Origin of the sequence: Tenacibaculum sp. 190130A14a, from assembly GCF_964048965.1 — a bacterium.
Taxonomy (GTDB): domain Bacteria; phylum Bacteroidota; class Bacteroidia; order Flavobacteriales; family Flavobacteriaceae; genus Polaribacter; species Polaribacter polynesiense.
On the sequence record NZ_OZ040189.1, the window covers coordinates 104,261 to 119,110 of the forward strand.

Sequence of the window (14,850 nt, forward strand, 5' to 3'; positions counted from 1 at the left end):
ATGAATATAAAAATAAAAACATTTCAAGAATTAACAACTTCAGAACTATATGATTTACTTCAATTGCGTTCTGAAGTTTTTGTTCTAGAGCAAGACTGTGCATATCAAGACGTAGATGGTAAAGATAAAGACGCATTGCATGTTATTGGGTTAAAGGAAGATAAAACGGTGGCTTATACACGTATTTTTGATGGTGGGTATTATTTTGATACACCTAGTATTGGTAGGGTAGTAGTAAAAAAAGAAGAACGTAAGTATGGTTATGGACATGATATTATTAAAGCTTCAATTAAAACTATTGAGGAAGTTTTTAATAATTCTAAGATAACGATATCAGCACAAACTTATTTAAAAAAATTTTATGAATCTCATGGATTTGAGAAGATAGGTGAGGAGTACTTAGAAGATGGAATTCCACATATAAAAATGATAAAAAATAAAGGCTGAGAACATTCTCAGCCTTTATTTTTTTAGGAGCTTATTTTCTTACCAAAGCAAAAGAACCAATTTTTACTTTTCCATTTTTATAAACTACTTGGTACCAGTAAGTATTACTGGCCAATTGTTCTCCATTGTAATAGCCATTCCATCCTGAATCATTCGGATTTATTTTACCTATTTTTTTACCAAATCTATTGTAAATTAAAACTTCGCTAATACCATTTCCTTTAACAATCCAAGTATCATTTTTTCCATCATTATTCGGAGTAAAATATGGTGGTATGTGTATATCATCATCAAATTTTTGGATGGTTATGGTAAAACTACTTTGATTACTACAATTTGTATTTGAATCTATACTATAAATAAATAATGTTTGCGAAGTGTTAATAACGTGTCCAGGATTAAGTTTGGTCCCCATTCCATTTGACTCGGTATAATAGTTTCCATTGGTTATAACAGGTAAAATATAAGAATCATATAAACTGATATCGTTTAGTGTATCAATAATTGGTTTGTTGTTAATAGTAATATTGAAAGAAGACTCATTAGAACAAGTAGTATTTATAGGATCTACATTGTAAATAAATATAGTTTGTGAGGTGTTAATAACGTGCCCAGGGTTAAGTTTAGTTCCCATTCCATTTGCTTGTGTATAGTAGTTACCATTGGTTAAGTTAGGGAGTGTAAAGTTCTCACAAGCTTTTACATCACTGATACTATCTACATTAGGTTTGTTAGTAATAGTAATATCGAAAGAAGACTCATTAGAACATGTTGTATTTATAGGATCTACATTGTAAATAAATATAGTTTGTGAGGTGTTAATAACGTGTCCAGGGTTAAGTTTAGTTCCCATTCCATTTGCTTGCGTATAGTAGTTACCATTGGTTAAGTTAGGGAGTGTAAAGTTCTCACAAGCTTTTACATCACTGACAATATCTACATTAGGTTTGTTAGTAATAGTAATATCGAAAGAAGACTCATTAGAACAAGTAGTATTTATAGGATCTACATTGTAAATAAATATAGTTTGTGAGGTGTTAATAACGTGTCCAGGGTTAAGTTTAGTTCCCATTCCATTTGCTTGCGTATAGTAGTTACCATTGGTTAAGTTAGGGAGTGTAAAGTTCTCACAAGCTTTTACATCACTGACAATATCTACATTAGGTTTGTTAGTAATAGTAATATCGAAAGAAGACTCATTAGAACAAGTAGTATTTATAGGATCTACATTGTAAATAAATATAGTTTGTGAGGTGTTAATAACGTGTCCAGGGTTAAGTTTAGTTCCCATTCCATTTGCTTGCGTATAGTAGTTACCATTGGTTAAGTTAGGGAGTGTAAAGTTCTCACAAGCTTTTACATCACTGATACTATCTACATTAGGTTTGTTAGTAATAGTAATATCGAAAGAAGACTCATTAGAACATGTTGTATTTATAGGATTTACGTTGTAAATAAATATAGTTTGTGAGGTGTTAATAACGTGTCCAGGGTTAAGTTTAGTTCCCATTCCATTTGCTTGCGTATAGTAGTTACCATTGGTTAAGTTAGGGAGTGTAAAGTTCTCACAAGCTTTTACATCACTGATACTATCTACATTAGGTTTGTTAGTAATAGTAATATCGAAAGAAGACTCATTAGAACATGTTGTATTTATAGGATCTACGTTGTAAATAAATATAGTTTGCGAAGTGTTAATAATGTGTCCGGGATTAAGTTTAGTTCCCATTCCATTTGCTTGCGTATAGTAGTTACCATTGGTTAAGTTAGGGAGTGTAAAGTTCTCACAAGCTTTTACATCACTGACAATATCTACATTAGGTTTGTTAGTAATAGTAATATCGAAAGAAGACTCATTAGAACATGTTGTATTTATAGGATCTACATTGTAAATAAATATAGTTTGCGAAGTGTTAATAATGTGTCCGGGATTAAGTTTAGTTCCCATTCCATTTGCTTGCGTATAGTAGTTCCCATTGGTTAAGTTAGGGAGTGTAAAGTTCTCACAAGCTTTTACATCACTGATACTATCTACATTAGGTTTGTTAGTAATAGTAATATTGAAAGAGGATTCATTAGAACAAGTAGTATTTATAGGATCTACGTTGTAAATAAATATAGTTTGCGAAGTGTTAATAATGTGTCCGGGATTAAGTTTAGTTCCCATTCCATTTGCTTGCGTATAGTAGTTCCCATTGGTTAAGTTAGGGAGTGTAAAGTTCTCACAGGCTTTTACATCACTGACAATATCTACATTAGGTTTGTTAGTAATAGTAATATCGAAAGAAGACTCATTAGAACATGTTGTATTTATAGGATCTACATTGTAAATAAATATAGTTTGCGAAGTGTTAATAATGTGTCCGGGATTAAGTTTAGTTCCCATTCCATTTGCTTGCGTATAATAGTTCCCATTGGTTAAGTTAGGTAATGTAAAATTTTCACAGGCTTTTATATCACTAAGTGTTTCAACAGAAATTGAACAAGTTAACACATTACATGCGGCTTCATCTTTTACAAAAACACTTTTAGCATCTTTTGTGATTGCATTTAATGGATCATTATTATAGTAGTCTACATCATCAACATATACACAAATTAGATTAGGTGTATCATGAATTTGTAAAAATGAGGCTGGGTGTGAAATTAAGTTAGATTGTCCTCTTAAATCTAACTCAGAGAGTAAAGTAGAATTAACATGTAAACCATCTAATATATTATTTTTAGGAAGTAATAAACTTGTTAAAGGGTTATTAGAACAATGGAGGTCAAATAATTTAATGTTAGCATTTAAGTCAAGAGAATTTAAATTATTGTTACTACAATATAGAAAAGTTAAATCTAGATTTTGAGAAAGATCTAAATTTGTTATTTCATTTTTATCGCAGTGAATTTCTGTTACTTTAGTATTATTACTTAAATCAAGTAATTCTATTTTGTTGTTAGAAATATTTAATCGTTCTAAACTTATAAAATCTTGAATTCCGGTTAAATCAGAAATGTTTAAGTTGTCAACTTTTAAATTAGTAACTGGACTTATATTATCTGTAGGAACATAATTATCTAATGCACCAGTATCATACCCTAAATCGATTAAAGCTTGTTCAAAATTATCATCAGGTACATATGTTAATTTTTGAAAATTACCACAAGTTTCACTAAAAATTGAACTATCATATACTTTTGTCCAGTTAGCTTTACTGTATGCAACATCATCTACTCTTATACAGTGGATGAAAGCAGATTTAACTGCCGAAAAATCGATTATTTTAGTGTTATTATTATTGTTAAGATTAATACTCATTGCATCGTTACTATCAAAGGATACCATTTCCAATCCAGTACATTTTGATAAATCTAAATCGATATATGATGTTGCTTCTGATTTAAATAACTTAAGCTTTTTGTTGTTGTACAATTTTAAATCTGTAAAATGCATTTGTATAAAATGGATCTCTTCAATTTGAGAATTAGAAGATAAATCTAACTCTGTAAACAGTGTACCACCATTTATAAAAAGTTTTTTAAGATTAATGTTATTTGATAAATCAAGTTCTTTCAAAAGAGATATCATTCTTAATTCTAAGATTTTTAACTCTATATTCTTAGATAGATTAATATGATGCAAAAAGTTAGCATCTACATATAATTCTTCTAGCTTTGTGTTTTCAGATAAATCTAAAGTGGTGGTAAAATAGTTAGAGAAATAATCTAGTGTTAGTTTTTTTAAAGATTTAAACCCACCAATTCCTGTTAAATCTTTAATATCATTTGGAAAAGTTGGTAAAGAAGATTGTCCAGGTAATATTAATTCAGTTACATTTTCAATATTTTTTGTAGGAATATAATCGTCTAAAGGACCAGAATCATAGCCTAAATCAATTAAAACTTGTTCAAAATTATCGTCAGGTACATAGGTGTTTTGTGCATATGAGAATAAACAAAAAGTACAAAGTAGTAGGGTAAAAATTTTTTTCATTTAGCTTTTTTTCAAAGCCGCAAAAATACTTAAATTAAAGTAATTTACTTACTTCTATGACTTCACCAGATTGTAGGTCATTTAAAAGTATGTTTCCTATTCGAATTCTAACTAATCGCAATGTAGGAAAACCAACAGCAGAAGTCATTTTTCGAACCTGTCTAAATTTGCCTTCTGTTAATGTAATAGAAACCCATGAAGTAGGTCCGTGTCTATCATCACGAATTTTTTTTGAACGTTCTTCAAAATTGGGAGTATCTATTAATGTAACTTTACATGGTTTGGTAATGTATTTTTTACCATGTATACCGATTTCCACACCTTGCGATAACTTTTCAATTTCAAAAGAAGAAATAGCTCCATTAACTTGAACATAATATTCTTTTTCAACTTTCCCTCTTGTAGTTATAAAATCACTTACTTTTCCATCGGTTGTTAATAATAATAATCCTTCAGATTTTACATCTAATCTACCAATAGCCATCGTACCATTTGGAAAATTAAAATCTAAATCACCGAGCAACTTCTTTTTCCTTTTAGTTTGATTATTTATGAATTGAGAAAGATATCCGTAAGGTTTATGAATAATAAAGTGGCGGTGCTTTTGCATTAGTAAAAAATAAGGAAAACAAAATTACAAATATTGAGTTGTAAAAAGCTAGTAAATTACCGCGAGTTTTTCATACCTTAGCAACTCTTATTTTAAAAAATAACTAGAACGATTTATGGCAGCAGATAAAGAAAAAGAAGCGAAACTAAAAGCGCTTCAGCTAACACTAGATAAGTTAGACAAAACCTATGGAAAAGGAACTGTAATGAAATTGGGGGATACCCAAGTAGATGATGTAGATGCCATTTCTTCAGGATCTTTAGGATTAGATTTAGCTTTAGGAGTTGGAGGATATCCTAGAGGTAGAATTATAGAAATTTATGGACCAGAATCTTCAGGTAAAACTACTCTAACTATTCATGCAATTGCTGAAGCTCAAAAGGCAGGTGGGATAGCTGCATTTATTGATGCAGAACATGCATTTGATCGTTTTTATGCAGAAAGTTTAGGGGTAGATGTTGACAATTTAATTATATCTCAACCAGATCATGGTGAACAAGCTCTAGAAATTGCAGATAATTTAATCCGTTCTGGAGCAATTGATATTGTAGTTATCGATTCTGTTGCTGCTTTAACACCAAAATCTGAAATTGAAGGGGAAATGGGAGACTCAAAAATGGGACTTCATGCTCGTTTAATGTCACAAGCTTTACGTAAGTTAACAGGTACAATAAGTAAAACAAATTGTACTGTAATATTCATTAACCAATTACGTGAAAAAATTGGTGTAATGTTTGGTAATCCAGAGACTACTACAGGAGGTAACGCATTAAAATTTTATGCTTCTGTTCGTTTAGATATCCGTAGAAGAACGCAAATTAAAGATGGAGATAGAGTTATCGGTAACAGTACAAAAGTTAAGATTGTAAAGAATAAAGTAGCACCTCCATTCCAAACTACAGAATTTGATATTATGTATGGAGCAGGAATTTCGAAAGTAGGAGAGGTTCTTGATATTGGTGTAGAATACGGTATTATAAAGAAAAGTGGATCTTGGTTTAGTTACGGAGATACTAAATTAGGACAGGGTAGAGATGCTGTAAAAGGCTTAATCAAAGATAACCCTGAACTAATGGAAGAATTAGAAAACAAAATAAAAGATGCTATTGAAAATCAAGAATAAGTAATTTTAAATTAAAAGTTAAACTATTACTATTTCAAAAGGCTGTTGATTTTTTCAACAGCTTTTTTTTATGTACTTTAAAAAAGTTGTCAATTTAAGACAAAAGCGAACTAACTTCTTCATTTTACATTTGTGGTATGGAAACAAAAGATTTTTATAAAAACCGGTTGCAACAAGTAGTTTCCTATATAAGAACAGCATACAATGAGAAAATTTCAATAGAAAATTTAGAAGAGCTCTCTAATTTTTCATACAGAAATTTACAGCGTATTTTCAAAGCATACTATAATGAAACAATAGGTGCTTATGTTACAAGAGTTAAAATAGAAAGTAGTGCAAAACTATTGTTATTTACAAATGATGAAATTAAAGAAATAGCCGAAAAAGTAGGTTATTCAGATGTTCAATCTTACAGTAAATCATTTAAAAAACATTTTGGGATTACACCTGCTATCTATAGAACCAAAAAAGAAGAACTGTTTAAAACACATTCAAAAGAAAACACAATCATGCCTTTTTTTGAAGACAGAATAACTGTTTTAGAAACTAAAAAAGTAGTATATAAAACATTTAGAGGAGATTATTACAGTACTAAAATTGATGAAGTTTGGAACCAATTAGTAAATGAGGTTAGTAAAGAAAAAATAGATGTAGATAGCCTTGAATCATTTGGAATTATATGGGATGAACCTATTATTTCTGAAAATATAATTTATAATTATGATGCTTGTTTGATAATAGATGATACACTAAGAATTCCTGACGGAAAATTTAAAATTAAAACAATTCCAAGTCAAAAATATGCAGTTTTTACTCATATAGGAGCGTATCATTCTATAAGTACAACTTATGATAAAATTTTTAGTAACTGGTTATTTTCAACAAATAGAGAAATATCTGAAGCTCCTTTTTTAGAGTTTTATATAAAACACGAAACTCATACTGAGAACCCTGAAGAATACGAAACAGAAATTTATGTACCTTTAAAAGGTTGATTATTAAAATCGACACTAAAATGAAAAAAATGAAATTAGTCGTTATTTTTTTAACTATTATTTTATCTACTAAATCATGTACTAAAAAAGAAGAAATTGGAATACATACACAGTTAAATAGTACTCAAAAAATGTATTACAATGGAAAAATTTATACCGTCAATGATAAACAGCCTTGGGCAGAAGCAATGATAATAGATAAAAATGAAATAATTTTTGTTGGATCAAACGCTGAGGCAGAAAATAAATTAGAAAAAGGAGGAGAAAAGATAAATTTACTAGGGAAATTAGTTCTTCCTGGTTTTCATGATGTTCATATGCACCCTATGGAAGTCGGATCAACCACAACTTCTTTTGAACTTAATGAAGAAGAAGTAAATCCAGAAAATTATATTTCAACTATTAAAAAAGCTGCAAGAGAAAATCCAGATGTAGCTTGGTTAATCGGTTTTGGTCATTCTATTGAAACATTGTTTCAAGCAAAGAGAAACCCATTAAAAATAATAGATGAGGCAGTATCAGATCGTCCTGTGATTATTATGGAGCAAACCTCTCATTCTATGTGGATAAATTCAAAAGGATTAGAATTGGCAGGTATTACAGCAACCACTAAAAATCCTCAAGGAGGAATTATTATGAAAGAAAAAGGGGAGCTGTTAGGTATTCTAATAGATAATGCTGGAGATGTAGTTTTTCAACAAGCTGTTACTGCTTTAAATGATGCTAATGGTGAATATGATGGTATGGTACAATTTGTATTGCCAGAGTTGGCAAAACATGGTATTACGTCGGTTTCAGATGCAAGGACGTATTGGAAAAGAAATCAACATAAAACTTGGGGAAATTTAGCAGCAGATAATAAATTAACAGCACGTTTTAATTTAGGTCTTTGGGCATATCCTGCGGCAAATGATATAGAACAAATAGCAGCTTTAAAAAAGATGTTTTCAAACGATAAAAATAGTTTATTGAAAATCAATCAAATCAAGTTGTATTCAGATGGTATTACTCATAATACAACAGCAGCATTACATTCTAACTATAAAGAGGATTATTTTGGTTTAGCTACTAACAACGGATTAAATTATTTTTCTGAAGCTAGAATTGCTACTTATATTAAAGAATTAGAAAACGTTGGTTTTGATTTTCACATACATGCTATTGGTAATAGAGGAGTTACAGAAGCATTAAATGCCATTGAGCAAAGTGGAACATCTAACGGAAGACATCGATTAACTCATGTGGAAATGGTAGATATTGGCGATTTGAAGAGATTTAAACAACTAAATGTAACAGCAGATGCTCAAGTTGCAGGAACATTTACACAACCTCATCATTGGCATGAAAATGATTATTTAGTAGGAAGCACTTTAGCAAATAATTTGATACCTATAAAATCTTTAAAAGAGGTTGGTGCTAGAGTAACGTTGAGTAGTGATTGGAACGTGAGTTCATTGAATCCCTTTATTGGAATTCAGAATGCCGTTACAAGAGCTCCTCAAAATATTTCTTTATCTGAAGCAATTAAATCGTATACTATCAATGGAGCATATGTTATGAGACAAGAAGATAAAGTAGGATCTTTAGAGGTAGGAAAACTAGCGGATTTTGTGGTAGTAGATAAAAATATTTTTGAAATTCCTTCCAATCAAATAAAAACAGCTAAAATTGTAAAAACCGTTTTTAACGGAAAAGAAATATATAAAAAGTAACCTTGATAACAATTACAGAACATATACAACTAAAAGAGATTTCGGATAAAGATTCGGAGTCTCTTTTTAGCTTAATGAAAGAGGTATATACGGCTGCATATAGTCATTTTTGGAAAGATTCTGGTACTTGGTATTTGAATACGCAATATTCAAGAGAAAACTTAATAAAAGAGCTAAAAGAGAATAATACAGCCTATTATTTTGTAGTATTCAAAAATGAAATTGTAGGGAATTTTAGAGTTTTATGGAACCAAGAGTTAAATGGATTTGAAGGAAAAAAGTGTGTAAAGCTTCACAGAATATATTTACATGCAAAAACTCAAGGAAATGGAATAGGAAAGACTTTATTAAACTGGTTGGAAAACCAAGCAATAAAAAAACAATATGAATTGATTTGGTTAGATGCTATGAATGAAAAACCTCAAGCGTTTGAATTTTATAAAAAACGAGGCTACCAATACAATTCACATTGCTTTTTAGATTTTGAATTATTGTATGATGAGCTCAGAAAAATGAGTCAATTATACAAAATACTTTCTTAAACCCCAGTACTACCAAATCCACCTGCACCGCGTTCGGTTTCATCTAAAACCTGTACTTCTTGCCAAAGCACACGTTCGTGTTTAGCAATTACTAATTGTGCAATGCGTTCTCCATCATTTATGGTAAAATCTTCGTTAGAAAGATTTACTAAAATCACACCAATTTCTCCTCTGTAATCAGCATCTACAGTACCTGGAGCGTTCAGTACAGTAATACCTTTTTTTGCTGCAAGTCCACTACGCGGACGAACTTGAGCTTCATACCCAACAGGAAGAGCTATAAACAATCCAGTTTTTACAATTGCACGTTCTAAAGGTTTTAACACAATTGCTTCATCAATATTAGCACGTAAATCCATTCCAGCTGATCCCTCAGTTTCATAAGCTGGTATTTGGTGTTTTGATTTATTTATTATTTGTACGTTCATAGTCGGAAAATTCATTTTTCAAATATAATAACCTTAAGTTTTAAACCGAGTTTAGTTTTCTTAATTTTGTATTACAAACATTTCTACTATGAATAAACAACCAAAAATAGCGGTACTAGGTGGCGGAAGTTGGGCAACTGCTATTGTTAAAATGTTATCTGAAAATTTAGAGACTATAGGATGGTATATGCGAAGTGTATATGCTATTGAACATATAAAGCGTAATAAACATAACCCGAGTTATTTAAGTTCTGCGGAGTTGCATCCTGAACAATTAGATTTGTCGGATGATATGAATTATATTGTTGATAAGTACGATGTACTCATCTTTGCAATTCCTTCAGCATTTTTAAAAACAGAACTAGAAAAGTTGTCTTTACCCTTAGAAAAGAAGATTGTTTTTTCAGCCATAAAAGGTATTGTTCCTGAAAGCGGATTAATTGTTGGAGAACATTTTCATGATATTCACAATGTACCTTTTGAAAATATTGGGGTAATTACAGGACCATGTCATGCTGAAGAAGTAGCTATGGAACGTTTATCTTATTTAACAATTGCATGTCAAGATGAACAAAAAGCAAAAGATTTAAGTAAATATATAGCAGGAAGGTATATTAAAACTAAAATATCAGATGATATTATTGGTACAGAATATGCTGCCATGTTAAAAAATATTTATGCTATTGCTGCGGGAATTGCTCATGGATTAGGATATGGAGATAATTTCCAATCTGTTTTAATGAGTAATGCCATTAGAGAGATGAAACGTTTTATTAAGAAAGTACATAAAATGAAACGTAATATTAATAACTCAGCTTACCTTGGAGACTTACTAGTTACTGGATATTCTGTTTTTAGTAGAAATAGAATGTTTGGTAATATGATTGGTAAAGGATACACCGTAAAATCGGCAATGTTTGAAATGAGTATGGTAGCAGAAGGATATTATGCCACAAAAAGTGCTTATAATTTGAACAAAAAAAATGGAGCTAAAACTCCTATAATTGATGCAGTATATAATGTACTGTACGATAAAAAAGAAGCGAAAGATGAGTTTTTTAAGTTAACAAATAGATTAGATTAGTTGTTTGCATTTGTACAAATAATCCTTCTTATAAAAGGAAACCTCACCAATCGCTCCTTACTAGTTAGTGTTGTGTAGGTCTTGTAAAAAATTACAATAGCAACAAATTTAACCTAAAATTCTCATTTACAAAGTTTTTTATAAAAGAATAGTATTTTTTGAATAAAAGTATATTTTTACATAGATTTATTTTTATTTATAACATAGAGTTTAAAATTAAACATTAATGAAAACTATTCAAGAAGCAGTTGAGATTACAATTCGTAAAACTCCCTTTATAGAGGAGGCGTTGCATGAGAAATTGATTAATGTATCTTCATTGGCGAGATTAATATTGCCAGAGGTTTCACAACTTTTAAAGAAAGAAGTAAAAGTAGGAGCTGTAATGATGGCAATTAATCGTCTATCTCCTGTAAATGAATTAAGAGTGCGTAAGAATATAAAACGTTTAGCTCTTAATTTAGGAGATGTAATTGTTCGGTCGGATTTATGTGATTATACATTTAGAAATACCCCATCTTTATTAAAAGAAATCGCAAAACTTCTAAGTAAATCAGCCGATAGTAATGATTATTTTTTAACCGTTTCTCAAGGTATTTTTGAAACTAATATTGTAATTAGTAAAAATTTACAACCCTTTATTGAAGATATATTTAAGAAGGAAACTTTAATAAATAATGTAAATGATTTAGCTTCTATTACCATAAAACTTCCTAAAGAAAACTTAGAACAATCAGGGGTTTATTACTTTATTTTAAAACAATTTGCTTGGGCAAATATTGCCGTTCAAGAAGTTATTTCTACAACACATGAAATGACCATTGTTGTAAAAGAAAGAGATGTAAATGAAACCTTTGCCATATTAATGGATTTAAAACTGAACTAACTTATTAAACTATTTACATGGAAAAAAAAGATCCGTATGCTTCTTTACGAATAAAGGAGTTTAATATTTTTCTTTTGGTTCGTTTTTTATTGGTTTTTGCTTGGTCTATGCAGTTTGTGATTATAGAGTGGGAGATATATGCAATGACAAATAGCAAATTAAGTTTAGGTATTATTGGCGCCTGTGAATTTGTTCCAGCCTTTTCAATGGCCTTGTTTGCAGGACATATTGTTGATCAAAAAGAAAAAAGAAATCTTTTGGCTTTGTGTATTGCTTTATTCTCGTTGATTAGTTTTGGATTGTACTTTTTAACAACTCCAGAATTTGTTGAAGGTTGGAGTTCTAATACCGTACTGTACTCTATCTATGCATTAGTATTTTTTGGAGGTTTTTTACGCTCGTTTTTTGGTCCAACTATATTTTCATTAATAGCGCTTATCGTTCCTAAAAAACTATATCCAAATGCAGCTACTTGGAGTAGTAGCACTTGGCAAGTAGCTACTGTTTTAGGTCCGGCTTTTGCTGGATTTACAATTGCTTTTTACGGAGTGCCATTTTCTTTGAATATTGTTTTTTCACTAGTCGTAACTTCTCTATTATTTGTTTTCTTGATAAAGAAAAAGCCAATAATGAATCATAAAAAAGGAGAACCAATAGGAAAAAGTTTAAAAGAAGGAATTTCCTTTGTATTCAAAACCAAAGCAATTTTGGGAGCTCTTACTCTTGATATGATTTCGGTACTGTTTGGAGGAGCAATTGCCTTATTACCCGTTTTTGCTCAAGATATATTGGAAGTAGGAGCGGAAGGTTTTGGTGTATTAAGAGCAGCACCAGCTGTAGGAGCCTTTTTAACTATGTTAATAACAGCTTATATACCTATCAGTAAAAATGCAGGAATAAAGCTTTTAGCGGCCATTTTTGGATTTGGAATATGTATTATAGTCTTTGGTTTATCTACTATATTTTGGGTATCTCTGGTTGCTTTATTCTTTAGCGGAGTAACGGATGGTGTTTCTATGGTAATACGACAAACAATTTTACAGTTAAAAACGCCTGATCATATGAGAGGTAGAGTTGCTTCAGTGAATTCTATGTTTGTAGGATCTTCTAATGAATTAGGAGCTCTAGAAAGTGGAGTTACGGCCAAATTGATGGGAACTGTTACTGCAGTAGTTTTTGGAGGAACGATGACTTTAATTACGGTTGCGTCTACTGCGATATTAAATCCAACGCTACGAAAACTTGATCTAACTAAGGATATGGAAGAGCACGAAAAGCTTGAATAAAATTTAAATTATATAAAAAAGGAAGCTCATGAGCCTCCTTTTTTTTGTTTAATAATAATGAATACAATATAGTTGTTTAAACAAATTAGATTTTTTGAGAAAAAAGACTAAAAAGGGTATTTTTGTTATAATGAAGAAAGTCCCTCTATTAATTTTATTGATTTATGTAAATGTTTTTGCTCAAACAGGTCCTGGAGGAGTTGGAACGAATGATGGTAGCTCAGACTTAATTATGTGGTACCGAACAGACAATGGAGTTAATAACTCTGGAACAAACGTTACAGGTTGGACCAATTCTGCAGGATATACAGCGCATGACATGTCTCAAAATGGAAATGCTCCTCAATTAATTACTGGTTCATTAAATGGTTATGATGAAATTCAGTTTAATAGGACAGGGATATTACGAACAGGCTTAAACCTAACCACCAGTAACTTTGTTACAAATCAAGCATCTTCATTTATATATGCAAAAGCAAATTCGATAACTTCTTCATGGCCATATTCTACATTACCACATCAACGTCAACGATTTTCATGTCATATTCCATGGTCTGATAGTACAGTTTATTTTGATATAGGACAATGCTGTACTACCAATGCAAGAATTCAAGTAGGAGGGTTATCTAATTTAACCAATTATTCTTTATGGTCTTATGACGCGAACCCTTCTACAGGGAAGCAACTCTATAGAAATGGAACTCTATTGCAGAATAGAGCAAATACCAGAGTATATACTAGTCATGCCTCACACAGATTTGGGTTAGGAGATAATTTCAATGGCAATATGACAGAGGTAATTATTTTTAGATCGAAAGTGAATACTGCTCAAAGAATTATAATTGATAATTATTTAACCGCAAAGTATAATCAGTCTTTAGCATCTATTGATTTTTATGACGAAGATACTTCAGGAGGAAATTTTGATCATAAAGTTGCAGGAATAGGTCAGGCATCCGATGGATCTAACCACACCAATTCTCAAGGAACAGGAATAATTAGTATTAACTCTCCTTCAAATTTAAGTAATAATGAATATCTTTTTTGGGGTGAAGATTTGATAAATGCGAACTATGATTTTTCTGCAGTAGGTGCGCCAAGTAAAAGATATCGTTTAGATACGAAGTGGAGAGTTAGTGAAACGGGTGATGTAGGTACTGTTAATTTTTCAGTAAATGCATCAGATATAGATTTAACAGGTGCACCAACAGGAATTCTTAAGTTGGTAAGAAGTACAGTTTCTAACTTCAGTACAGTTTCAGAAGAGTATGACTTAACACTTGCTGGAGGTGTATATTCTGCAACAATTTCTTTTAATGATAATGATTATTTCACACTTGAAGTTGTGCCAACATCTGACTTACATCTGACTAAAACGGTAAATTCAGCAATTCCGAAAGTAGGAGAAGGAATAGTTTTTACATTAACAATTATGAATGATGGTCCACAAGAAGCAACAAATGTTGTGGTAAGAGACCTATTGCCTTCAGCATTAACTTATGATATCGGAAACTCAGTAATTAGTACAGGAACTTACGATTCAGTAAGTGGAGATTGGAGCATACCAAGTATTCCGAATGGAGCATCAAGAAGTATTCAAATAGCAGCAACAATTAATAGTGCAGGAATTATTACAAATACTGCTGAAGTAATAAGTTTAGATCAAGAGGACCCTGATGCTACATCGAATAATCAAAACTAAAAAAGACATAAAAAAAAGGAAGCTGAAAAGCTTCCTTTTTTATTTGATATTATTTT

General features: G+C 30.8%; 12 protein-coding genes. 9 read left to right on the top strand and 3 right to left on the bottom strand.

Features of this window, described 5'->3' with window-relative positions:
• A complete protein-coding gene (locus ABNT22_RS00465) occupies positions 1-447 on the top strand; it encodes a GNAT family N-acetyltransferase (RefSeq protein WP_348718306.1) in 447 nt (148 codons plus the stop codon).
• 31 nt (positions 448-478) lie between these two features.
• Here the strand turns inward: ABNT22_RS00465 and ABNT22_RS00470 are convergent, their stop codons facing one another.
• Both ABNT22_RS00470 and ABNT22_RS00475 read right to left on the bottom strand, forming a co-directional pair.
• Positions 479-4,426, bottom strand: a complete 3,948-nt coding sequence (locus ABNT22_RS00470; RefSeq protein WP_348727200.1) for a T9SS type B sorting domain-containing protein — start codon at positions 4,424-4,426, stop codon at positions 479-481.
• 34 nt (positions 4,427-4,460) lie between these two features.
• Complete coding sequence (locus tag ABNT22_RS00475; protein ID WP_348715396.1) at positions 4,461-5,036, bottom strand: pseudouridine synthase; 576 nt, start codon at positions 5,034-5,036, stop codon at positions 4,461-4,463.
• A gap of 115 nt (positions 5,037-5,151) precedes the next feature.
• Between ABNT22_RS00475 and recA the strand changes: the two genes are divergently transcribed.
• The 4 genes from recA (at position 5,152) to ABNT22_RS00495 (ending at position 9,408) form a co-directional block, all read left to right on the top strand.
• Positions 5,152-6,159, top strand: coding sequence for a recombinase RecA (recA, locus tag ABNT22_RS00480; RefSeq protein WP_348715397.1), 1,008 nt, complete (start codon positions 5,152-5,154; stop codon positions 6,157-6,159).
• Positions 6,160-6,296: 137 nt separating this feature from the next.
• Entirely contained in the window at positions 6,297-7,154 is an 858-nt protein-coding gene (locus tag ABNT22_RS00485) for an AraC family transcriptional regulator (protein ID WP_348715398.1), read from the top strand.
• A 20-nt stretch (positions 7,155-7,174) separates the two neighbouring features.
• Positions 7,175-8,866, top strand: a complete 1,692-nt coding sequence (locus tag ABNT22_RS00490) for an amidohydrolase (protein ID WP_348715399.1) — start codon at positions 7,175-7,177, stop codon at positions 8,864-8,866.
• Between the two features lie 2 nt (positions 8,867-8,868).
• The gene (locus ABNT22_RS00495; RefSeq protein ID WP_348715400.1) at positions 8,869-9,408 is read left to right on the top strand and encodes a GNAT family N-acetyltransferase; all 540 of its coding nucleotides are present in this window, start codon (positions 8,869-8,871) and stop codon (positions 9,406-9,408) included.
• Here the strand turns inward: ABNT22_RS00495 and dut are convergent.
• Positions 9,405-9,836 carry a dUTP diphosphatase gene (gene dut, locus ABNT22_RS00500; protein ID WP_348716682.1) on the bottom strand — a complete coding sequence of 144 codons (432 nt, stop codon included), beginning with the start codon at positions 9,834-9,836 and terminating at the stop codon, positions 9,405-9,407. The two genes, ABNT22_RS00495 and dut, sit on opposite strands and share 4 nt — an antisense overlap.
• Before the next feature lie 88 nt (positions 9,837-9,924).
• Here dut and ABNT22_RS00505 point away from each other — a divergent pair, with 88 nt between their 5' ends.
• The 4 genes from ABNT22_RS00505 to ABNT22_RS00520 all read left to right on the top strand — a co-directional run bounded on the left by ABNT22_RS00505 (position 9,925) and on the right by ABNT22_RS00520 (position 14,794).
• A complete protein-coding gene (locus ABNT22_RS00505) occupies positions 9,925-10,920 on the top strand; it encodes an NAD(P)H-dependent glycerol-3-phosphate dehydrogenase (protein WP_348715401.1) in 996 nt (331 codons plus the stop codon).
• A 226-nt stretch (positions 10,921-11,146) separates the two neighbouring features.
• Positions 11,147-11,806: a hypothetical protein gene (locus ABNT22_RS00510; RefSeq protein WP_348715402.1), complete on the top strand. Its 660-nt coding sequence runs from the start codon at positions 11,147-11,149 to the stop codon at positions 11,804-11,806.
• A 17-nt stretch (positions 11,807-11,823) separates the two neighbouring features.
• Positions 11,824-13,092 (top strand): MFS transporter, encoded by a 1,269-nt coding sequence (locus ABNT22_RS00515; RefSeq protein ID WP_348715403.1) that lies wholly within the window; start codon positions 11,824-11,826, stop codon positions 13,090-13,092.
• Between the two features lie 94 nt (positions 13,093-13,186).
• Entirely contained in the window at positions 13,187-14,794 is a 1,608-nt protein-coding gene (locus ABNT22_RS00520; protein WP_348715404.1) for a DUF11 domain-containing protein, read from the top strand.
• The last annotated feature ends 56 nt before the right edge of the window (positions 14,795-14,850 follow it).